General features: G+C 58.5%; 20 protein-coding genes. 10 read left to right on the plus strand and 10 right to left on the minus strand.

Going from position 1 to position 20,441, the window contains the following annotated elements; all coding sequences use genetic code 11:
* Positions 1-5: 5 nt before the first annotated feature.
* From GNP00_RS15100 to GNP00_RS15130, 7 genes are all read right to left on the minus strand, one after another.
* Positions 6-884 carry an amidohydrolase family protein gene (locus GNP00_RS15100; protein WP_157038132.1) on the minus strand — a complete coding sequence of 293 codons (879 nt, stop codon included), beginning with the start codon at positions 882-884 and terminating at the stop codon, positions 6-8.
* Complete coding sequence (locus GNP00_RS15105) at positions 884-1,723, minus strand: HpcH/HpaI aldolase family protein (RefSeq protein ID WP_011583034.1); 840 nt, start codon at positions 1,721-1,723, stop codon at positions 884-886. Before GNP00_RS15105 ends, GNP00_RS15100 begins: the two co-directional genes overlap by 1 nt.
* A gap of 249 nt (positions 1,724-1,972) precedes the next feature.
* On the minus strand, positions 1,973-3,145 hold the full coding sequence (locus GNP00_RS15110) for a DUF5624 domain-containing protein (protein WP_011583033.1): 1,173 nt from the start codon (positions 3,143-3,145) through the stop codon (positions 1,973-1,975).
* A 20-nt stretch (positions 3,146-3,165) separates the two neighbouring features.
* On the minus strand, positions 3,166-4,284 hold the full coding sequence (locus GNP00_RS15115) for a hypothetical protein (protein WP_011583032.1): 1,119 nt from the start codon (positions 4,282-4,284) through the stop codon (positions 3,166-3,168).
* 146 nt (positions 4,285-4,430) lie between these two features.
* The gene (locus tag GNP00_RS15120; protein ID WP_011583031.1) at positions 4,431-5,354 is read right to left on the minus strand and encodes a LysR substrate-binding domain-containing protein; all 924 of its coding nucleotides are present in this window, start codon (positions 5,352-5,354) and stop codon (positions 4,431-4,433) included.
* A gap of 386 nt (positions 5,355-5,740) precedes the next feature.
* Positions 5,741-6,910 (minus strand): LLM class flavin-dependent oxidoreductase, encoded by a 1,170-nt coding sequence (locus tag GNP00_RS15125; RefSeq protein ID WP_011583030.1) that lies wholly within the window; start codon positions 6,908-6,910, stop codon positions 5,741-5,743.
* Between the two features lie 170 nt (positions 6,911-7,080).
* Entirely contained in the window at positions 7,081-7,749 is a 669-nt protein-coding gene (locus tag GNP00_RS15130) for a GntR family transcriptional regulator (RefSeq protein WP_011583029.1), read from the minus strand.
* Positions 7,750-7,970: 221 nt separating this feature from the next.
* Between GNP00_RS15130 and GNP00_RS15135 the strand changes: the two genes are divergently transcribed.
* The 10 genes from GNP00_RS15135 (at position 7,971) to GNP00_RS15180 (ending at position 16,376) form a co-directional block, all read left to right on the plus strand.
* The gene (locus GNP00_RS15135; RefSeq protein ID WP_011583028.1) at positions 7,971-9,203 is read left to right on the plus strand and encodes a Tm-1-like ATP-binding domain-containing protein; all 1,233 of its coding nucleotides are present in this window, start codon (positions 7,971-7,973) and stop codon (positions 9,201-9,203) included.
* Positions 9,190-10,059, plus strand: coding sequence for a phosphoenolpyruvate hydrolase family protein (locus GNP00_RS15140; RefSeq protein WP_198139704.1), 870 nt, complete (start codon positions 9,190-9,192; stop codon positions 10,057-10,059). Before GNP00_RS15135 ends, GNP00_RS15140 begins: the two co-directional genes overlap by 14 nt.
* Positions 10,056-10,922, plus strand: coding sequence for a sugar phosphate isomerase/epimerase family protein (locus tag GNP00_RS15145; protein WP_011583026.1), 867 nt, complete (start codon positions 10,056-10,058; stop codon positions 10,920-10,922). The genes GNP00_RS15140 and GNP00_RS15145 overlap by 4 nt, the downstream gene beginning before the upstream one ends.
* Positions 10,922-11,308, plus strand: a complete 387-nt coding sequence (locus GNP00_RS15150; RefSeq protein ID WP_198139703.1) for a cupin domain-containing protein — start codon at positions 10,922-10,924, stop codon at positions 11,306-11,308. The genes GNP00_RS15145 and GNP00_RS15150 overlap by 1 nt, the downstream gene beginning before the upstream one ends.
* Positions 11,309-11,541: 233 nt before the next feature.
* Positions 11,542-12,555, plus strand: a complete 1,014-nt coding sequence (locus GNP00_RS15155; protein ID WP_011583024.1) for a TRAP transporter substrate-binding protein — start codon at positions 11,542-11,544, stop codon at positions 12,553-12,555.
* A 69-nt stretch (positions 12,556-12,624) separates the two neighbouring features.
* Complete coding sequence (locus GNP00_RS15160; protein WP_011583023.1) at positions 12,625-13,134, plus strand: TRAP transporter small permease; 510 nt, start codon at positions 12,625-12,627, stop codon at positions 13,132-13,134.
* Between the two features lie 45 nt (positions 13,135-13,179).
* The gene (locus GNP00_RS15165; RefSeq protein ID WP_343037187.1) at positions 13,180-14,457 is read left to right on the plus strand and encodes a TRAP transporter large permease; all 1,278 of its coding nucleotides are present in this window, start codon (positions 13,180-13,182) and stop codon (positions 14,455-14,457) included.
* 142 nt (positions 14,458-14,599) lie between these two features.
* Complete coding sequence (locus GNP00_RS15170; RefSeq protein ID WP_011583021.1) at positions 14,600-15,364, plus strand: SDR family NAD(P)-dependent oxidoreductase; 765 nt, start codon at positions 14,600-14,602, stop codon at positions 15,362-15,364.
* A 101-nt stretch (positions 15,365-15,465) separates the two neighbouring features.
* Positions 15,466-16,074, plus strand: coding sequence for an NADPH-dependent FMN reductase (locus tag GNP00_RS15175; protein WP_011583020.1), 609 nt, complete (start codon positions 15,466-15,468; stop codon positions 16,072-16,074).
* Between the two features lie 2 nt (positions 16,075-16,076).
* Entirely contained in the window at positions 16,077-16,376 is a 300-nt protein-coding gene (locus tag GNP00_RS15180; protein WP_041544896.1) for an antibiotic biosynthesis monooxygenase, read from the plus strand.
* Between the two features lie 235 nt (positions 16,377-16,611).
* Here the strand turns inward: GNP00_RS15180 and GNP00_RS15185 are convergent, their stop codons facing one another.
* The 3 genes from GNP00_RS15185 to GNP00_RS15195 are packed head-to-tail and all read right to left on the minus strand — an operon-like array spanning position 16,612 to position 20,426.
* Positions 16,612-17,751, minus strand: a complete 1,140-nt coding sequence (locus GNP00_RS15185) for a hypothetical protein (RefSeq protein WP_011583018.1) — start codon at positions 17,749-17,751, stop codon at positions 16,612-16,614.
* A complete protein-coding gene (locus GNP00_RS15190) occupies positions 17,751-19,382 on the minus strand; it encodes a GMC family oxidoreductase (RefSeq protein ID WP_011583017.1) in 1,632 nt (543 codons plus the stop codon). The genes GNP00_RS15185 and GNP00_RS15190 overlap by 1 nt, the downstream gene beginning before the upstream one ends.
* Positions 19,383-19,418: 36 nt before the next feature.
* Positions 19,419-20,426 (minus strand): ABC transporter permease, encoded by a 1,008-nt coding sequence (locus GNP00_RS15195; RefSeq protein ID WP_011583016.1) that lies wholly within the window; start codon positions 20,424-20,426, stop codon positions 19,419-19,421.
* Positions 20,427-20,441 lie beyond the last annotated feature (15 nt).

The raw sequence follows: 20,441 nt of genomic DNA on the forward strand, positions 1-20,441 counted from the left end.
CCAGCCTAGGTGAAATCAAAAAGGTTGAGAGGGTTGTCCACGAGTATGCGGCGGCGTATCGCGGCGTCCGGCGCCCAGTCCATGACAAGGTTCAGAAGTTCGCCAGTGTTGCGGCTGGACTGCGGAATGTGGGGCCAGTCGGATCCCCAGACAGCCTTGTGGGGAGCCGCGTCCACGATCGCCCGAGCGATGTGGCTAACCGCATCATATCCTTTGTTTTTTGCAATTCTGTATGGTCCGCTAAGCTTGAGCCAGCCATTGCTTTCATTGAGCAGGTTCAGGAGACGCTGGAAATCCGCATCCGTGAGCCCGTCCTCCTCCAGCATGTAGCCCATGTGGTCAATGATGAAATTTGTATCGAGCGTCCCGAGATAGTCGATGAGGTCGCGAACGATATAACCGGGTGCGTAGAATTGCAGGTGCCACCCGAGCGGCTTTACCCTCTCGGCCATATTGGCGATGTATCTCTTGATATCGGCAAGCGGAAGCGCAGCACGCTTGAACAAGTCGAGACGGATGCCCCGCACGCCGACGGAGTGGAAATGCTCAAGCGTCGCATCCGCCACATCATCCTCGACCATTACGACGCCGCGAGCATTAGCGCCGGCAGCCTTCAAGGTGTCCACGAGGCAGCTATTATCCGTGCCGTAGAAGCTCGGCTGCACCACGACAAACCGTTCGAGCTCGAGAACTTTCATTAGCTGCTGATAATGCGAAAGCTTTCCGTCCGGCAGGGTATATTGCGGCTCGGAGACACTCGGATACCGATCCAATGGTCCAAACGCATGCATATGCATGTCGCATGCCCCCAGCGGCATATCGAACTTTGGCCTTTCAACCGAAGAAAGGGACAACATCGGTTCGGAAACGAGTGGCTTATTCATCAGCTTTGCGAAGTCCTGTCGTGGGTATTAGGAGAAGTCTGGCCGGCACGCCATTTCGCAGCTCGGCCATCGAGCGCCTCGATCAAGAGCTCAGTATCGATGGCCGCAAATGCGAGCGGCGCGACACCAAGCTCGACCAATTCGTTGAAATGCTCGGGATCGGTAACGCCGCCGACGACCAACTGCTTGCCCTGACGGCGCACAGCCTTCGCGACATGGCGGCACGCAGACATTATTTCAGGATGCCGCGGCTGCCCTATGCAGCCCAGCTGGGACGACAGATCGTTCAACCCAAGCGCGATCAGATCCACACCGTCCACGGCGGCGATGGCCTCGGCATTGCGAACGCCCTCCTCCGATTCGATGAGAACCTGCAGTACGGTTTGGCGGTCAACGACCTCGACCCGCTTTGCGGCAGGCATACGCTCAAACGCCAACTGGGGCAGCAGGGCGTTTTGCGAACGCTCTCCGCGCGGCGGATACCGGCAAGACGCTACGGCTTTGCGGGCATCATCCGCCGTGGCGATATGGGTGGCGATTATTCCGCTGGCGCCGCCATCCAGAAGCCGGCCGATCGCGCCGTAGTCCTGTTCCGGCGGCCGGACCCATGCGGCCAAACCGATATCCCGGGCAGTTTGAGCCAACAAACACGCCGTTTCGAGCGACATCGTTGAATGCTCAAGATCGATCCAGACGACGTCATAGCCACAGGTCGCCGCCATCCGGACGATATCGGGTGTCCGGGAGGTTCGAATACCCAGGGACAGCAATGACTGGCCCGCAGCGAGCCGCTCAACGATCATGTCGGAACGTTGAACGAGTAGTAGCTTATGATCCATAGTCTCCTCCACCGCCTTTTGAAGCGGCGATTCCGCGAAACTAGTTTCGAGGCGCGATATGCGCCAATTCAAGTTAAGAGCCATATTGATTGGAATAGGCAATCAATGAAGCGTGACGTGGCCAATCTGCGGCCACTCGCAAACCCTGCACCGACTGCACGCGCCCCAGAGCGCACACCGTCCAGCAATGGTAGCGTCGCAATTGAGGCAACCTGCCCAACGGCTTGTCCATGAGCAGACTGCCCCGCGTCAGGAAACGGCCGGGAAATCCACGTTGGTGAAACCGGGAATGCGAACCCGAGACGGGTCCATGTCCTGGACGCAGAGTTCATCGATGATGAATTCGGCAACCGAGTTCGACAGCAACTGACGCGGATCTTCCATGACAAGCCGCAGCCGGGAGATTGCCGTCAAGCGGTCATCGGGATCACGCAACCGGGGCATTTCGGCCAGCGTCTTCGTTGCGGATGTGATGATCGGAGCCGCATCGATGTTCGGTACAAATGCCGGAAAGCCCTCGAACATCTTGGCGCCGATATCCGCCGTCACCCGGGTCTTACACCAGTACCCGCGATATACGGCCTCCAGTTTCTCGACCATTTCCTTGTTGCTCAGCTCGTCGACTTCCAGTCCGGGCAGGTGCGCTGCGATCAACAGCCGTTCCGGGGGCAGGCTTTTTCCAGAGGCCCGCCACAACAAATGGCACATGTTATTCGTAGCCCAGGTCAAGCCGGCCGTGGGGCGTCCGGACGGTCCTGCGATCAGCACCATTATCTTTTGCCAATCGATGGACTGGCTATGAATCCAGTTCATCGTCCGGTAGGCAATGTCGAGGAACGTCAACGCGAAAGTTGCCACCATCACATCGTTGAAAGGAACAGCCATCTGCGATCCCGGACGAGGCTCGAGGAAGTCCTCCCGAACGTTGTCGAAACTCAACTTCGACGGGTCAGCGAGGCAATCTTGCAGAAACTCGGACGTGGTTCGGCAGCCATAGTCCAGGAGCCTCGCAATTTTCTCCTCCTGTTCCCGCCAAGCTTCAACCGCGATCTGCTTTTGAACAAAATCCCGGTTGCAAAGCTCCCGCGTGCGATTGGCCTGATCGATCAAGCGGGAGGCCCAATGCTGCCATTCGGGATTGCCTGTTTCATGCATCTCGGCAAGCCATGCCACGGTTGTACCGAGGTGGGATACTGCGGTCATTTCTTTGAAGCCGCGGGTACTGTGACGGAAACTCTCGGCAATCGGCGAGGCGCCGCCCCCGGGGAACAGCACGAGGTCCGAACCTGTCGACACCAACAGCGGGTTTGCCGACGTGGCGCCGACCATCTGCTCGGCCAGATCAGCCGCGATGCTTTGCGGGCCGGTGTATAGGTCATAAAGGCGCACAAAATCTTCGTGCGGGGCATATTGGTTTTCCACGGCACGTCCCTTCGCTGTCGCTATGCTCTAAACTCGTAGACGGCGCTGTCCTGCCGAAACCGGATGCCGGCGGTCAGGCTATGCGCTACGACGAGGAAGGGCTGTCCGTCGCTTTCAAAGAATGCCGCATCTGTGGCGCCAAAGCTCGGAAAGCTATCCACCTGCCTCCACCCATCCGGGTGCCATTCATAAACGAACGATGTCAGGTCAGTTTTCGGAGATTGCGGCGTTCCCTCTATGAACCGCACCAGAACCAGCCAAGACCGTTCGCCACGCTGATAAAGTGCGAATTCGCGGCCGCCATCGCGCCGCAAGATCTGCCGCATTTCGAATGCCTCTCCGGTCCATTCGAAAATACTGACGTCTCCCGAAATCGTGGCGAAAGCCAGCTGGAAGCCATCACCCAGCCTGATGGGCTGAAACGCGCGCCCTCCATCTCCAGGCAGAAGTTGAAACTCCTCGTAGCGTCCGTCCCGCCACTCGTATATCCTGGAACCGGAGACGTGATCCGCATAGGCGAGGAATTCGCGTCCGCTGATCGAAAAGGCGGAGAAATTATACCCCCATTCTCCATCCAGTGTCTGAAGGGGAACAAACTCGTGACCACGCCACTCGTAGATGAATGACCGGCTCGGGTGCCGCCGCTCGGGTCCATCCACGGTCACGCCCACCGCGTAAGCAAGGAAGTCTCGGCTACCGATGCGGAGGTGACGCACTTGTTTGGCGTAGAACGTTGGCACATCTTGAAAAACCTCGTAGCCGCGATCACCCAACCGCCAGATGCGACTGGCCAAGTTAGGTTCATAAGGCCCCCGTCCTGACCGCGCGCTTGCCGTGGCTAAAAACCTCTGGCCGCCTATTTCGAAGAATTCGGCATCCTCTCCGCCGGGAACCCCCAGCGCTGCTATCTGCACAAAGGCTCCCGACATCCAGCGAAACAGGGGCATATCAACATCGCTCGTTCCGCCGTTCATGTGCGCATCGCTGCCCTCGATATCCTTGGCGAGTTGGGGAACGGCAAGAAGCACATTGTCATCCTGCACGCAGACAGCGGCCGCCCGAGCACCAAATGTTTCAATGGCAGCTACCGGATGGATAACCCGACCTTCACCCTCGAAGGCGCGCAAATCGCCCGTCATCACGTTTCCCCTCTCAGCGGATATGAGAACGTGTCTAGTGGGAGGAGCATGACCGAAGCAATTTCAACTTCGGCCTCTATTGATTGCGAATTCCAATCAATGAAGGGAGCATCGACGGCACAGCAGATCGTTTCCCGGATCTCTAATCAGATTTCAGCACCGATACCCTCACCAGCCTCCGTCGAGAACGCCTGCTGGGCAAGGTGAACCAATTGCTGGACTTTCAGATTGGCCTCACCGGTTCGGAACGCGAGTAGAAGCTCTGTAATGGCATCTTCGTCGGCAATATGCCGAAACTCAAGGTTTGGTATCTGGATATATCTCAATCCTCCAGGAACCACCGCCACCCCCAATCCGGCGGCAACCAATCCCACGATTGTGGTGGCCTCCTCGGCTTCCTGAACGATGTCCGGCGCGAAGCCCCACTTGCCGCAGAGCTTAATGAACTGGTCGTAGATCCCGATACCCATCTTACGTGGAAAAAAGATGAACTTCTCCTTGGCAAGCTCTGGAATAGCGACGACCGACTTGGACGTCAGAGGGTGTCCCGAAGGCAAGGCCACCACGAGCCGGTCGGTGGCCAGTCGTCGGGTCGAAATCTCGGCGGGTATACTCTGGCGGGGTCGGCGCAGCAGCCCGATATCGATCGTTCCCTCACTCAGGGCAGAAATTTGCTGCACAGTGGTCATCGACTGCAACTGCACGTCGATTTCCGGGAATTTCTTCTGAAATGCACTGATCAGCTTTGGGAACGGGGACAGCAACGACGAAGCGGCCGTGAAAGCAATGCGCAACTGTCCTGCCTTGCCGTTCACGATCGCGCGGATGTCCTGTTCGCAATGTTCCAGTCGGCTAATCAACCCCTGCGCATGATCGTAGAGCCGTCTGCCGACCTCGGTAAGCTGGACGCTTCGCTGATTCCGATGAAAAAGCTTTGCGCCTAATTCCTGCTCAAGATTTTGAATTGCGATGGAAAGGGGGCTTTGTGTGATGTTCAACTTTTCGGCAGCACGCCTGAAATGAAGCTCCTCGGCCAGAACGCTAAAATATTGAAGCTGCTTCAGATTCACGCAAAAGCCCCAATGACGGCATTTTGAAAATCAATGCCAGGGGATTGATTGGTATACAACAAGAAAAACTGGCGTGATTTTGATCCGCATAGGGCTAACGACTCTGGGCGTTGTGCAGCGGAAAAAGCTGAAGGCCTCCGGGCGCCGCTGCCGACTGTCTGTCCGTCCGCGGCATCCAACTAGAACGCGCTATTGAACCTGCGTCACCCTGCGCTCACCTCCGGTCCGCAGTTCGGCGCCCGGAAACCGGCAGCTGACTGCGTAGCTGCTCCAATCCGTGGCACCAATCTAGATCAAGTAAGGTTTCGCGCCGCTAGAGAGATTACGCCTATCGGTACAGATCAGCTGCGCACAATGAGCAGCTGATCCAATCCGGCTGTGGCTTGCTAGTTTGCAACCGCTTGGCTTGCTTTCTGTTTCCGCTCGGACTCGAACTGGTCAAAAGCCAGTTTCGTGGCACGTGATTTGCTGTCCTGAAGGTCCGATTTGTGCGCGGAGTTCCATTCGTAGGAAGCTATGCGGTTGGCGTTTGCGCCCGAAAAATGCGGCATCACATAGCGCGCATAAAGTTCATGCGAACGCTTTGTCTCCTCCCAGTCAGCCCAGTCATGAATGAGCTGCGTGAAATAGCCGAACCCGCCTTGCTGGTCGAGGAGCCGCTGGATCAGCTCTATGGCGTCATCTGGCGTCCCGACGACGCCATAGCCATTGGCGCAGAACCACTCGACGGGATCCTCTCCCGCAGGAATGGTATAGCGCTGATCGTGATTGTTGTAGTAGTTGATGTACCGCATGAAGCCCCATTCGCAGTTGGCACGGGCTTTTTCCCGCGTCTCGGCGATGTGAATCGGCGCAACGACACGCAACCGCTGGCGGTCCATCGTCGTGCCGCGTTCGGCCGCGATTTCGCAGGCGATCTGCCAATTGGTCGACAATGCATTGAATCCCGTGGGCGAGGCGGCGGCCACGCACAGCATGCTCAGGCCGTAGGTTGCAGCGATCTTCCCGCCTGACGGCGTCGCTGAGCTTGCCACTGCGATCTCGGGCCGCGGCAGCGTATAGGGAAGCAGGTGGGCGCGGGCCTCGACAAGATTGTACCAGGACGTTTTCTCGGTCACCGTCTCCCCATCCAGCAGGCGCAGGATAACGTCCAGCGCCTCCGTCATCATCTCGCGCTGCTTGTTCGTGTCGATTCCCAACTGGAACGCATCCGATGCCAACAGACCGGGTCCAAATCCGAAGCTGACGCGACCGCGCGTCATGTGATCAAGCTGAATTATACGGTTCGCCACCATCAGAGGGTTGTGATAGGGCAACGAGATGACGCCGGTTCCAAAGCGCAGACGACGTGTGCGCTCGGCTGCCGCCGCGATGAAAAGCTCCGGCGAGCAAATGGTCTCAAAGCCGGCTGAGTGATGTTCGCCGATCCATGCTTCGTCAAAGCCGAGTTTATCAAGCCATTCCATGAGCTCGAAATCGCGATGGATGCACATCGTCGGGTTCTCGTCGAGCGGATGATAGGGTGCCACGAAGACACCATGTCCGAGATTCGGCATCAGTAAGCTCCTCCTTGTGGATGCGGCGTCTCCCAGCAGAGACAGAATTTGGTATACCAAATACCAAATTGCTGTCAACGGCCAGATCGGCACGGCATGGCGTCGGAACCTCCGGAACGTGGAGCGTCCGCCTTCACTCCGCGAACGCTACCGTAGACCTGCCGGAAATCTCATTTTCCAACGGCGCGAGACTGCAGTTGTGAGAGAACTGCGTCCCTGGATCCATCGATGTGCTTGCGCATGAATTTCGCCGCCATGGCCGCGTCCTTGGCGAAGAAGGCTTCAACGATAGCGTTTCGCTCGCCAATGGTGCGCACCTGGAGTTCGAGGCTTTCATTGGCTGAGTGCCGCGCGAGCTGAACTTGCAGCCGCAGATTGCTCAGGCAACTGATCAATGTGTCATTGCCCGACAGCGTCGCGATCATGGCATGGAACTGGCCGTCCGCCTTCTCGAATTCAGACCGGTCTCCCGAGTCGAATGCCGCATGGCAACGCTCGACCAGCGACTTGAGCGCAGCACGATCATCATCGCTGGCATTGCGGACTGCCAGGCTGACAGCAAGGGTCTCGAGATTCTTTCGGACATCAAAAAGGTCGCGAATCTGCTTGCTGGAGAAGGTTCGCACATAATTCCCCTGATAGGGGCGCCGCTCGATGATGCCTTCGGCGGAAAGCCGGCCGATGGCCTCACGCACAGGCGTGCGGCTGATGTTCATCTTCTCGGCCAAGTCGCGTTCATCGAGCCGCTCGCCGATTTGCAGGTGGCCTGCGGCTATTAGCTCGCACAGAAGGTCATATGCGCGTTGATTGACCGTGCTGATCCCAATTGCATAGTCCATGGTCTGAACCGAAAGCTCCTCATTTCTGTTCAGCCCAGATATAGGAAAGTGCACAAAATACCAAGTACAATGCACTTCCTCCCAGTCGGCTAACGCGATCGCCCACCTCCCCGGTCTTGACCGGGGATGGTATTTGGTATACCAAACGCCAAGTGCTGACGGCTCGGGAGATTCCTGCACGTTGAGGCTGGTGGACCGTTGGTGAGCGAGGGAGGAGCCGCATGTCTACTGTTGTGCTCATGGGCACGCTCGATACGAAAGGCGCGGAATATGCCTTTTTGCGTGACGAGATCGAAAAGCAGGGGATTGAAACCCTTCTTGTGGATACAGGGATCCTCGGGGATCCATCGACCCGGCCCGACATATCCAGAAGCGTGGTGGCAGAGGCGGCCGACGCCGACCTTGCGGCCCTTATAGAGGCTCACGATCGCGGTGCCGCCGTTTCGGCGATGGCCAAGGGCGCCGCAGCTCTTGCGCTGCGCCTCTATGAGGAAGGCAAGCTGGACGCGATCGCCGGGCTGGGCGGCACCGGTGGAACCGCCTTGGTGACCGCTGCCATGAGAGCACTGCCGATTGGCGTGCCGAAGCTGATGGTTTCGACGGTGGCTTCCGGCGACACGCGTGCCTATGTCGGCTCAACGGACATTACGATGATGCACTCGGTGGTCGACATCGCGGGCATCAACAAAATTTCCCGCAAAATACTCGGAAACGCCGCAGGCGCTGTTGCAGGCATGGCGGGACAGCCCGTGACCGACGCGCCATCGCGTGAGGCACCGCTGATCGCCGCCACAATGTTTGGCGTGACGACGCCGTGTGTCCAGAAGGCCCGTGAATTGCTCGAGCGGAGCGGCTTCGAAGTTCTCACCTTTCATGCGACCGGAACCGGCGGGCGCTCGATGGAGGAACTCACGAAAGCAGGAATGTTCTCAGCCGTGCTCGACGTGACGACGACCGAACTCGCAGATGAACTCGTCGGAGGCGTTTTCTCAGCAGGGCCGGACCGGCTGACGGCCGCCGGCGCGGCTGGCATTCCGCAGATCGTCAGCCTCGGCGCGCTGGATATGGTCAATTTCGGCGCATGGGAGACGGTTCCGGAAAAATTCCGGGAGCGGAATCTGTATCGCCACAACGCTTCGATTACCCTGATGCGGACTACGCCACAGGAGTGCCTGGAAATCGGAAGGCGGCTCGGTTCGCGTCTTAGCCAGTCAAAAGGGCCCACCGTGGTTTTCGTGCCGCTCAAGGGCATTTCGCTCATCGCGCGTGCGGGCCAGCCCTTCCACGATCCCGAAGCCGATAATGCGCTGCTGCGTGGGCTGCGTGAGTCGTTGCGTGCCGACATCGAGATCCGCGAGTTCAATACCGACATCAATGATCCCTCCTTCGCGGAAGCAATGGTGGAGGCGCTTATCGAGATAATGGCCGAAAAGAAGGTCAATGCTCATGCATGATCGCAAAACCATTCTGAAACGCCTTCGTTCAACAATTGCCGATGGCAAGGCCATCGTGGGCGCAGGCGCGGGAACCGGGCTTTCAGGGAAATGCGCGGAAGCGGGCGGCGTCGATCTGATCATCATTTATAATTCGGGCAGATACCGGATGGCCGGCCGCGGCTCGCTTGCCGGATTGATGCCTTATGGCGACGCCAATGCAATCGTCATGGACATGGCGCGCGAGGTGCTGACTATCGTGAAGGACACTCCGGTTCTGGCAGGTGTGTGCGGGACCGATCCTTTCCGCCTCATGCCGATCTTTCTTCGCCAGGTTGCCGATGCCGGCTTTGCCGGTGTTCAGAACTTTCCGACCGTGGGACTGATCGACGGTACATTCCGCGAGAATCTCGAGGGCACCGGCATGGGGTTCGGCCTTGAGGTGGAAATGATCGCCCGGGCGCACGAGCTTGACTTGCTTACCTGCCCATACGTGTTCGATCCAGAGCAGGCGCGTCAGATGGCGGCGGTTGGCGCCGACATTATCGTCGCCCACATGGGTCTGACCACCTCGGGGACGATCGGCGCTTCCGTAGCGATGTCACTCGAAGACGCTGTTGCCCGCGTGCAGGAGATTCGTGATGCCGCGGCAGAGGTGCGCAACGATATCATAGTGCTGTGCCACGGCGGCCCGATCGCGATGCCCGCGGACGCGGAATTCGTGCTTTCGCGAACCAAAGGCGTCGCGGGCTTTTTTGGCGCATCAAGCCTCGAGCGGCTGCCTACCGAGACAGCGATGACGGAGACCGCGCGCGCGTTCAAGGCTGTGGGGCATGCTGCCCGTCAGCCCGCTTCCGAAGACGGAAATCTCAAATGACACGACTGACCGTGTTGAACTCGATGGCTTCCGCGGACTTCTCAGAGTCAATCGAGATACAGAAAAGCTGGGGCATTCGCGACCTTGATCTTCGGGATTCGATCCTTGGCGAAAGCATCAATGATCTTAGCCAGCCCACCGCCGAACGGGTTCGCAAGGCGATCGACGGGAGCGGGCTGGAAGTGACCTGCCTTTCCAGCACCTTCTTCAAGGAGGACTTGTCCAAGGGCCAGGATCATTTCGTTGAACAACACTTGCGCAAGCTCGAGAGCGTCCTTGCCGCCGCCCAGATCCTCAGGCCGCGCTTTTTCAGGCTGATCGCGGCAAGCCTTCCCGTCGACGGCAATGGGCGCCGTCTGGCGCTGCTTGAGCATGAACTCGCCTGGGTTGTCGACCTCTATCGCGAGGCGGTGGACCGGATTGCCGAGGCCGGCCTGAGGACGACCATCGAGAACGAGGCCCCAAATTCAATCTTCACCCACGACGACGACATTATCGGTTTTTTTGAACTTCTCGGCCGGCCCGAAACCGCAAGCTTCACATGGGACATCCAGAACCAGTGGGCCTGCGGGGTATTTCCTTCGATCGAGGGGTTCGAACGGCTCAAGAACTTGATCGGCTATGTCCACGTCAAAGGCGGGCAAGCGGAGCCGTCAGGCCGCGATCTGGTCTGGGCGGCTTCCCTTGAGGATTCAGACTGGCCGGTCAGGACCATCGTTCAGGCTGTGGTGGACTCGGGTATCTCGCCAGTTATCTGCCTCAACCGGCCGAGCCACGGCAGGCCCAAGCCGGGGTACGACTACGAAGCGCTGACCAAGCGAGACATCGACTTTTTGCGTAGTGAAATAATAGGGATCGAATGATGAGCGAAGATGCAATGGCAGACGAGGTTATCGTGAGCCGCAACGACCGACACCTCGTCGTACCGACCTCTTGGGGACGTCTGGTCTGGCAGGTCGGAGCCTCGCAGAACAACTCGCGGAACCTCACGGTTGGCATGTGCTACATCGAGCCCGGACAGGCAAACGGGCGTCATTATCATCCCAATTGCGAGGAAGTCCTAACCGTCGTCAGCGGCCGTATCGTGCACACTTGGGATGATCAGGAAGTTGAAATGAGCGAGGGTGACGCCATTACCATACCTGCGAACATCGTCCACAACGCACGCAACATCGGCGAACATACGGCGGCGATGTTCATCGTCTTTTCCAGTGCCTACCGCGCAGCGATTGCGGAGGAGAAACAGTGAACGGCCGTGAGCACGGCCCATCCTCCTCTGCTGACGACCATGACCAGAGGCGCTGCTTCGTGGCGCCTGTCTAGCGGCACTTCGCTAGACCAGCGCCAACCAACGGAGAGACATATTTTTCAAAACGTTGGATGGCGCGTTCCATTGACGAATTTGGTATTTCGTATACCATACACCGTCAACGACGTCGCTGATGAACGTCGTCCAAGCAATAGTGGAGGAGGAGAAATTCAATGTTCAAGATGAGCCGACGCCTGTTACTGGCCGCAGCCGCCACAGGCTGTATATCGCTTGCCGCGCCTGCGGTGGCCCAGGAAGTCAGACTGGACATGCAGGAATATTTCGGTCCGACCAATCTCTCGGGAACCGCCAGTTCCGATTTCGCGAAGCTGGTTTCAGAAAAGACGAACGGCCAGGTCCAGATCAATGTTCACTTCAACGGCTCGTTGGGCCTGGGGGAAGCAGACATCCTGAAGACAGTCGAGCAGGGCGTTGTGCCGCTCTCAACATCCATGCTCGATAAGATGCTCGGCACGATCCCGGTCGCCGCTATTCAGTCGGTGCCGTTCATGGCGACGTCGCTAGACGAGTCACGTGCGCTCTTCGAGTCTTTCGAGCCCTATGTCCGCGAGCAGCTCGAAAGCCAAAATCAGATGCTTCTGTTCGAGGTGATCTCGCTGCCGGATGGACTCTGGTCGAAGAAGCCCGTTCCCGACGTCGATGCATTGAAAACGCTGAAGACCCGCACCAACAGCCCGATTGCGACAAGAACCCTGAGTAATGTCGGCGCCTCTCCGGTTCCCATGGCCTGGGGTGATGTTGCGCCGGCGCTGGTAACGGGCGTTATCGACTCCGTCATCACGACGGACGATAACGGGCTCCAGTCGCATCTTTACGAGCAGATGTCAGACTTCACACGGCTCAACATGTCGACGGCATTCTGGATCGTTCACATGAATAAGGATGCCTACAATTCCCTTTCTCCCGACGAGCAGAAGGCTGTGCTGGAGGCCGCCGAGCAGGCGCGTTCCGACGCATATGACAGGGCGAAGGTGCGCCTCAAGGAAAACAGCGCTGAAATGATTTCGAAAGGCATTGCAGTGGCTGAAGAAATATCCATGCCGTTCCGGCAGGCGCTCATTGAAGCTGCGGCGCCTTTGCGCGATGAGTGGTCCCAGAAGGTCGGCGCGGATGTCAGCTCTGCGGTGCTGTCTTCCTATGAAGAAGCCAAAAAAGGGTCAAACTGATTTAGCCGACGCATACCCTCCCGGCTCGCGCAGGCGGGCCGGGGCTGATTCACACGGGAGGAGGTTTGCATGCTGGCGAGGATTCTTGCTGCCACGGCGCGGTTTGGCGAAATTGCGGCCGGCGCCGTTCTGGTGGCTATGACTGCGTATATGCTTGTGGAAATCGTCCTGCGCTGGACACTTGGCGTCTCGTCCAACCAAGTGGTGGAGTTCGTCGGATATGGGCTGGCGACGATGACCTTCCTTGGCGCGGCCCAGACCGTCCGCGACGGCGGAATGCTGCGGATAAACCTTCTCCTCTATTTCCTGCCCGAGGGTGTGCGAAAAGCATTTGATCTGCTCTGCATTGCCATCGGCATTTTTGCCATATCCTTTGTCGGGTACTACTACTGCGTGGACATGTATAGCAGCTATGTGCGCGGCTATGAAACGGAAGGCGTCATTGCGCTGCCTCTCTGGGTGCCGCCTCTGGGCCTCGTACTTGGATCGGTCCTTTTCCTGGTCGAGATGGTTCGCCAGTTCATCATGATTATGATCGGCGGTGAACGCTTCGCGGAATCGATGGCAGAAGCCACCTAGGGGATTTTTGCCATGGAACCGGAATTCGCAAGAGGTCTCATCATAGTGGCCGTGCTGCTGGTGCTCCTCGGGTCGGGCATCTGGATCTTCGGGGCAATCTTCCTGATCAGTCTCGGCGGGTTGTTCTTTCTGCAGGATTTCTCGTTCGTTCGTATAGGCACGCTAATGAAAACCGTGTCGTGGCGCGCCCTCACCAGCTATGAACTGGCCTCGCTCCCGCTGTTCGTCTGGATGGCCGAGATTCTGTTCCGAACGCGACTGTCGGAGCAGATTTTCAGAGGCGTATCGCCCTGGGTGGACTGGGTACCGGGAAGGCTTCTCCACGTGGTTATCGTAGCCTGTGGATTGTTCGGAGCCGTTTCCGGTTCATCCACGGCCACGTGCGCGACCGGGTCCAAGATTGCCCTGCCGGAACTGCGCAAGCGTGGCTACGACGACGGTGTTATCATCGGCGCTCTCTCCGCGGGCGGCACGTTGGGGATTATGATCCCACCCTCGATCGCCATGGTGATCTATGCGGTCGTCGCCGAGGTTTCACTTGTCAAGCTGATGCTCGCCGGCTTCCTGCCCGGATTGCTGATGATGGGGCTCTTCTCCGGCTACATCTGTGGTTGGTCCGTCCTCAATCCACATCGCACACCAGACGATCCCGAACCGATGCGACTCATCGAGCGGTTTGCCAGATTATTCGAACTCGCACCAGTTGCCGTGCTGTTCATCTTCATCTTCGGCGCGTTGTTTGCCGGCTACATCACCGCCACCGAATGCGCGGCGTGGGGAGTGGCGGGCGCCCTCCTGATTGCTGCGCAGCAGCGCTTGCTGACGTGGGAGACATTCAAGCTCAGCATACGAGGGACGGTTCGTACCACCAGCATGCTTGTCATGCTTATCGGCATGGCCGCCATCATGTCGTCGTTTGTCGCCCTTGCCGGGATACCCAACGCAATGTCGCGCGCGGTGGACAGTCTGGGCGTCGGCCCCTTCGGACTGGTGGCGATCCTGATGCTGGTCTTTATCGTGCTGGGCATGTTCCTCGACGGCATGTCCATGATTCTTCTGACCTTGCCGGTAACCCTGCCGATGGTCGTCGCCGCTGGCTTCGACCCAATCTGGTACGGGATTTTCCTTATTCTGATGATTGAGATTGGTGCGCTGACCCCACCCGTGGGCTTCAACCTCTTCGTCCTTCAGAACATTACCGGCAAGAACATATTCTCGATCGGCCGGATGTCATTTCCGTTCTTCCTGATGATGGTCATCTGCATCTTCGTTCTGGTGGCGTCCCCGCAAATCGTAATGGTTCTGCCCAATCTCTATCACTGAGACCGGAGCAGGACCCAGATCACCAGTGCTGGGCTGACCGCAGCAATTCGAGTGCCGCTGTTTCGGACGGTGAGAATTGCGTTGCGTTGACGTGATTTGGTATTTGGTATACTGTACACAGAAACTAGGGAGCGAAACGATCTTGGAAAAGGCAGTCGTATTGATTACCGGGGCGGCCAGCGGAATCGGCGCCGCCGTAGCGCGCAAGCTCGCCGCAGACGGATTTCGCGTTGCGGCGTGCGACCTGAATTTGCCTGGCGCGGAGGCAACCGCGTCAGCGCTGGGGGATGGCCACAAAGCGTGGCTGATGAATGTGACGGATGAGTCGAGCGTGGCCGCCAGCTTCGCCGGTGCCGTCGAGAGTATGGGGCCAATCTACGGCGTCGTTTGTTGCGCGGGGGGCGTGAAGTCGTCCTATGACAAGATGCCCGCAACCGCAGATGTTTCGCTCGACGACTGGATTTGGACGGAGGCGTTAAACGCGCGCGGCGCGTTCTTGTGTATTCGCGAATTCCTGCGTCAGCATCGTGCAAACCGGTTGCAGGGCGGCAGGATCGTGACCTTCGCGTCGCTGGCTGGCCAAACCGGCCGAAAGGCCGGGGTTTCCTACGGTGCGGCCAAGGCAGCGGTGCTGGGCCTGACGCGCACTGTGGCGCTCGAGGTCGCGCCCCAGGGGATTACCTGCAACGCCGTGGCGCCGGGAGTCATCGACACGCCCGCCTTCCGCGGCATCGTGGAGGCAGGTCCCCAAGACGAATTGCGGGGCCCCTACATCCAGGAGGTTCCGCTGAAGCGCGTCGGCAAAGCCGAGGAAGTCGCCGCCGCGGTCTCCTATCTGATGTCACCGGGTGCCGGGTTCGTCACCGGCTCGACCCTCGACGTCAATGGCGGGCTCAGGATGGGCTGACTGCGGCCGCTCGCATGCGACCGATGACGGCTCCATCAGTCGCCAGAATCGCGGTCGCGACGAGCGACCGCCAGCGGCAACACAACGGGAGGAGAACCGAATTGAGTAGCAGGCCTCTGATCGTCGGCATAGGCGGGTCGACCCGGCCGGGCTCGTCTTCAGAAATGGCATTGCGGTATGCGATGACCATGGCGAGCAATCTAGGGGCGGATATCGAGATCTTCGACGGAGCAGCATTGTCAATTCCCATGTACGCGCCAGAAATCCCCTTCAGGACTGCGGAAGCGCAAAAGCTGATTGCCGCGCTTCAGCGTGCAGATGGCGTGATCCTGAGTTCTCCCGGCTACCATGGCTCGGTCTCCGGCATGCTTAAGAATGCCCTGGACTATGTGGAGGATTTGCGCAGCGACGTACGGCCCTATTTCGAGGGGCGGCCTGTCGGCTGCATTGTCTGCGCTTCCGGCTGGCAGGCGGTCGGTACTACTTTGACCGGTCTGCGGTCTGTGATTCACGCGCTAAGGGGCTGGCCCACGCCGCTGGGCGTTGGGATCAACACAGCGGTAGGAAAGGCATTCAGCGCGAATGGCGATTGTCTGGATGAGGCCGTACGTGGGCAGCTGACCCTGCTTTCGCAGCAGGTTCTGGACTTTCTCAATGGCGAGCATGCGAAATGGCCGGCCCGGATGCGCGCTACGGCTAGAAAGGAATGACTATGCTTCTCAAGATTGGATGGGGCCGTCTCCGGCCAGGAGGCTGGGAGGATTTTGAGCGAGATTACGTCACCTTGCACGACAGCAATTTGGTGGCCGGACGTCAATCCTATTATCTGGTTCAGGACATTACTCAACCAGATGCCGGCTTTGCATTGACGGTGTGGTCGAACGAAGCCGAGTTGGCCGCGTATGATAATTCGGCTCTCAGGCAACAAACGGTTTCCCAACTTCAGAAACATTTTACGGATCGCAACAACAACCAGATTTGCCGGATCAGACATCACAAGACCTGGTCCTAGATTTGCCTGCAGCCTGCACCCTGCAGAGGGGAAATGATCCGGGTAGGAAGCCACGTCAGTATCCGGAAGCTGGTGGCAAACCGAATTGACCATGGACCACCGATTATGTGCGCCCATGTTTCTGGCTCGACCACTGCTCAAATCTGCTTTGCCTGCAGGGCACGTAAACTTAGGAGCAACGTGCCGACGCCATCAGTCTTACTCAGGCCAGTGCTTACAGAAGCTCAATGCATCATCAGTCCGCAATCGCGCGAGCGGACCCGGAGCCAGCGCCCTGTTTCGCGGATTTTGCGAGAAAGTCGGCATCATAGGGCAGCATAAAGTTGTGACCGCCACGCATTGTCACCCGAAGCTGTCCATCCACAATGTCTATCCTTTCCGCTTCCGTTTCGTGCCCGAAGAGCGTTGTGGCTCCTATCACGCACCGGATTTCCGGGTCTCCCTCGAGGGATATCGCCGTTTTGATGCCATTGCGGCTAAGGTGATTGTCGGAAATCGACGAGCTGTGGCCGTAGGCAAAATAAGTGCATGCTTCTTCCACGCCAAGAACGCCGCGATGGCGGCCGTTCCATGGGGCATAAAACCGCCCCCCGTTGGAGTACCAGAAAATCGTCGCCGGAAGAACGGCCGGTTGTTTCAACGCAATGGCGATGTCCCGTTCGTTTGGGCGGACAACCGCAGTCCAACCCAGCGGATTCGCCGGGTTTTCGATAAGCATCACCAGGTCTTCATTAATATCGGCAATCGGGTATCGCAGGAGATCCACCTGCCCACCATCACTCGTCGGAAATGCGTGGAGATCCTCTGACGTTGAAGGATACGCAAGTGCGGATTTTCCCCTTTCCGGATCAGGCTCCAGCGAAATGGCCATCGTCTCCGCTCGCAGCTTGGGCGACACAGATACCACACCCCCGGACGGCAAGCTCACCATCGGATGATAGGCGACCGGTATTGACCCTTGGCTTCCCACAAAACGGTGCGACTGGTAGAGGAACGGATGCCGGTCACGTACCGTCAAAGTCTTGATGACCTGACCGCCCATGACCGTTTTAGAAAGCAGGAAGCTGGCGCGTTTACTTCCTTCGAAATCCTCCTCCTCCAGCAAGGTCCATGGCGCATTCGCAGGCCAGCCGTGAAGGGGCGTATTCTCGATATCGGACTTGGCGAAGGGCGCACAGAAGAAGTCAACCGACATTCGTTCCAGGTGCGGGTCCGTTCCCTCCGGGAATTCCTGGTTTGGATCGTCCCTCCACGGGACTGTGTGGAACGGCGACAGTTCGCGGCCGTCGCGGGTGACGACGAGTTTTGAGATCTGCCCGAGGCCGAGGTCGAAGATTACCTCGATTCCGATCGCCGAAAGATTGTAAGACTTCATCAGCGCACCATAGCTTGCGCAGGGACTGGCTGTTTAGCGCTCTCGGTGTCGACCGTCTTGAGGATCATATCCGCCGCCTTCTCTGCGATCATCATCGTCGCAGCCGCCGTATTACCGGAGATAAGCTTCGGCATGATCGAAGCATCGACCACTCGAAGTCCCTCGATGCCATGCACACGCAGGCGGTCGTCGACGACAGCCATTGGATCGCTGCCCATCTTGCAGGTTCCTACGGGGTGGAAGGTTGAATTGGCGTTCTCGCGGATGTAGCGGTCGATATCGTTTTCGTCGGTCATGTGCGCCCCCGGCGCATATTCGAAATCACGATATTCGTTGAAGGCCGCCTGCGCGAAGACTTCGCGACCGATGCGCACACCTTCGCGCATGAGCCGGACGTCCTCGGGCGAAGAGAGATAGTTCGGATCGATCATCGGATGCTGGCGCGGGTCGGCCGACTTGATCCTGATCGTTCCGTGGCTGTGTGGATGCGAAATGTTGAAATATGCCATTACGCCATGCCGTGGAACGATGATCCGGCCGCAATCCTCGTACATCAGACCGACGAAGTGATATTGCAGATCGGGCATAACCAGCTCGGGCCTGGAGCGAACGAATGCCAGTGCTTCGCCGCCGCTATAGACGCAAGGCCCCGAATTCGTCAGGAAATACTGTGCCAGGCCCAGTGCCGCCTTCAATGGCCGAGTGTGCGGATAAAGGCTGAGGGGCTTCTTTATCGCGAGTTTGACGCCGGCGGCGAGATGATCCTGGAGATTGGCCCCGACCCCCTGCAAGTTCACGATGGTATCGACGCCCGCGGAGGAAAGAACCGCCTCGGGCCCTATGCCTGATAGCTGGAGCAGTTGGGGGGAATTGATCGAGCCGCCGCAGAGAATCACCTCGCGCCGCGCACGCCTGACCTGGCTTTGCCTTCCCTTGACGATCTCTACCCCGACTGCACGGCCGTTCTCGATGAGGACGCGGGAGACGAGCGTATTGGTCAGAACAGTCAGGTTCGGCCGCGTCATGGCCGGGCGGAGGTAGGCTGTGGCAGCACTGACGCGGCGCTTGTTGGCCACATACCCGTCCATCGGCCCGAAGCCCTCCTGGCTGGCCGCATTGACATCGTCCGTATACGGATAGCCCGCCTGCACTCCGGCCTCGATGAAGGCCTTGCTGAGTGGGCTGAGATTCTTAACGCGGGTGGTGGATACGGGACCTCCCGAACCGTGGAACGCATCGGCACCAAGCTCCCAGTTCTCTAGGCGCTTGAAATAAGGCAGCACATCGTCGTAGGACCAACCTTGGTTGCCCATCTGCGCCCATCCGTCAAAGTCGTTCGGATGCCCGCGGACATAGACCATGCCGTTTACCGACGTGGAACCGCCAACCGTCTTGCCGCGGGGCCAAAACATCACCCTATTGTCCAGGTGTCTCTGGGCCACAGTGTGATAGCCCCAATCGACCACACCCGTCTTCATCAGACCAAAGTAGCCCGCCGGCATATGAATGAGTGGATTGCGGTCGGGGCCACCCGCCTCAATCAAAAGCACCTCGCAGCCCCTGTCCGCGGAGAGACGGTTCGCCAGGACGCACCCCGCCGCCCCGGCGCCGATGATGATGTAGTCAGCCATGGTTCAATGTCTTCCCGGTCGATGAGCGGACGGCTATCAGCTCATTTTCTGGTTCTGAATCTTCTGAAGGATCACAGCCGCGACGATGACCGCACCCATAATCACCTGCTGTGTATAGCCTGGTACGTTGGAAAGATTCATGATGTTGCCGATAATGGCCAGGATGAGCGCGCCAAGCACGGTGTTCAGCGCATCGCCCCGGCCGCCCATGAGGCTTGCGCCACCGATGACGACGGCGGCTATGACCTGCAATTCGAATCCGACGCCGACATTGGGCGCTCCGACACCGGTCCGGCCGGTGATCAGCACACCGGCAAGCGCCGCCATGAAACCCGAAATGACATAAACCGCCACGATATAGCGTTGTGTCCGTATGCCGGACAGGCGCACAGCCTCCTCGTTCGAACCGATCGCCTTCACCAGGCGCCCGAACGAAGTGAACATGAGCACAAAGGTTCCCAGCAGAACGATCGCTGCCATCAGCAGCACGGGATAGGGGACCGGGCCGATGTAGCCGCCGGCAAAAGCACTTAACCCACTGGCCGCGTCGTTGAGCATGATGGGCTGCCCGCCGGTCAGGATAAAGGCAGAGCCGCGAGCCACCGTCATCATAGCCAAGGTTATGACGAACGGGGGCAGCCTGAGATACGCGATGAGAGTGCCGCATGCGAGTCCGCAAATAAGACCAGCGACCAGCGCAACGGCAATTGATGCAGGCAATCCCCACTCCGGCGCGAGAAGCGCGGCAATCACGCCGCCCACGGCAAGGACCGATCCGATCGACAGGTCGATGCCGCGGGTGAGCACGACGAAGAGCATGCCGATCGCCATGATGATGGTCGTCGATGCCTGCCTGAGCAGGTTCATCACGTTCCGCAATGTCAGGAAGTCGGTCGAGATATATGCCGCCGCAGCAACGAGGAGAACGAAGATGACAAGCGTGCCGTAACGGCGTGTAAAGCTCAAAAACTTGACGCCTTGTCTATGCCTCTCGGTCTTAATGGCGTTGCTGCGGAAATGCTGAACGTTCTGCAACGGCGTCATGGTCAACTCCGAATT

This window comes from Chelativorans multitrophicus, assembly GCF_011317445.1.
Classification (GTDB): domain Bacteria; phylum Pseudomonadota; class Alphaproteobacteria; order Rhizobiales; family Rhizobiaceae; genus Chelativorans; species Chelativorans multitrophicus.

Excerpts from the sequence above, each read along its gene's own strand:
- GNP00_RS15160 (WP_011583023.1), top strand. The coding sequence starts at position 12,625 with ATGCTGGCGAGGATTCTTGCTGCCACGGCGCGGTTTGGCGAAATTGCG.
- GNP00_RS15190 (WP_011583017.1), bottom strand. The coding sequence starts at position 19,382 with ATGGCTGACTACATCATCATCGGCGCCGGGGCGGCGGGGTGCGTCCTG.
- GNP00_RS15180 (WP_041544896.1), top strand. The coding sequence starts at position 16,077 with ATGCTTCTCAAGATTGGATGGGGCCGTCTCCGGCCAGGAGGCTGGGAG.
- GNP00_RS15125 (WP_011583030.1), bottom strand. The coding sequence starts at position 6,910 with ATGCCGAATCTCGGACATGGTGTCTTCGTGGCACCCTATCATCCGCTC.
- GNP00_RS15155 (WP_011583024.1), top strand. The coding sequence starts at position 11,542 with ATGTTCAAGATGAGCCGACGCCTGTTACTGGCCGCAGCCGCCACAGGC.
- GNP00_RS15195 (WP_011583016.1), bottom strand. The coding sequence starts at position 20,426 with ATGACGCCGTTGCAGAACGTTCAGCATTTCCGCAGCAACGCCATTAAG.
- GNP00_RS15100 (WP_157038132.1), bottom strand. The coding sequence starts at position 884 with ATGAATAAGCCACTCGTTTCCGAACCGATGTTGTCCCTTTCTTCGGTT.
- GNP00_RS15140 (WP_198139704.1), top strand. The coding sequence starts at position 9,190 with ATGCTCATGCATGATCGCAAAACCATTCTGAAACGCCTTCGTTCAACA.
- GNP00_RS15105 (WP_011583034.1), bottom strand. The coding sequence starts at position 1,723 with ATGGATCATAAGCTACTACTCGTTCAACGTTCCGACATGATCGTTGAG.
- GNP00_RS15130 (WP_011583029.1), bottom strand. The coding sequence starts at position 7,749 with ATGGACTATGCAATTGGGATCAGCACGGTCAATCAACGCGCATATGAC.
- GNP00_RS15185 (WP_011583018.1), bottom strand. The coding sequence starts at position 17,751 with ATGAAGTCTTACAATCTTTCGGCGATCGGAATCGAGGTAATCTTCGAC.
- GNP00_RS15135 (WP_011583028.1), top strand. The coding sequence starts at position 7,971 with ATGTCTACTGTTGTGCTCATGGGCACGCTCGATACGAAAGGCGCGGAA.
- GNP00_RS15145 (WP_011583026.1), top strand. The coding sequence starts at position 10,056 with ATGACACGACTGACCGTGTTGAACTCGATGGCTTCCGCGGACTTCTCA.
- GNP00_RS15150 (WP_198139703.1), top strand. The coding sequence starts at position 10,922 with ATGAGCGAAGATGCAATGGCAGACGAGGTTATCGTGAGCCGCAACGAC.
- GNP00_RS15115 (WP_011583032.1), bottom strand. The coding sequence starts at position 4,284 with ATGACGGGCGATTTGCGCGCCTTCGAGGGTGAAGGTCGGGTTATCCAT.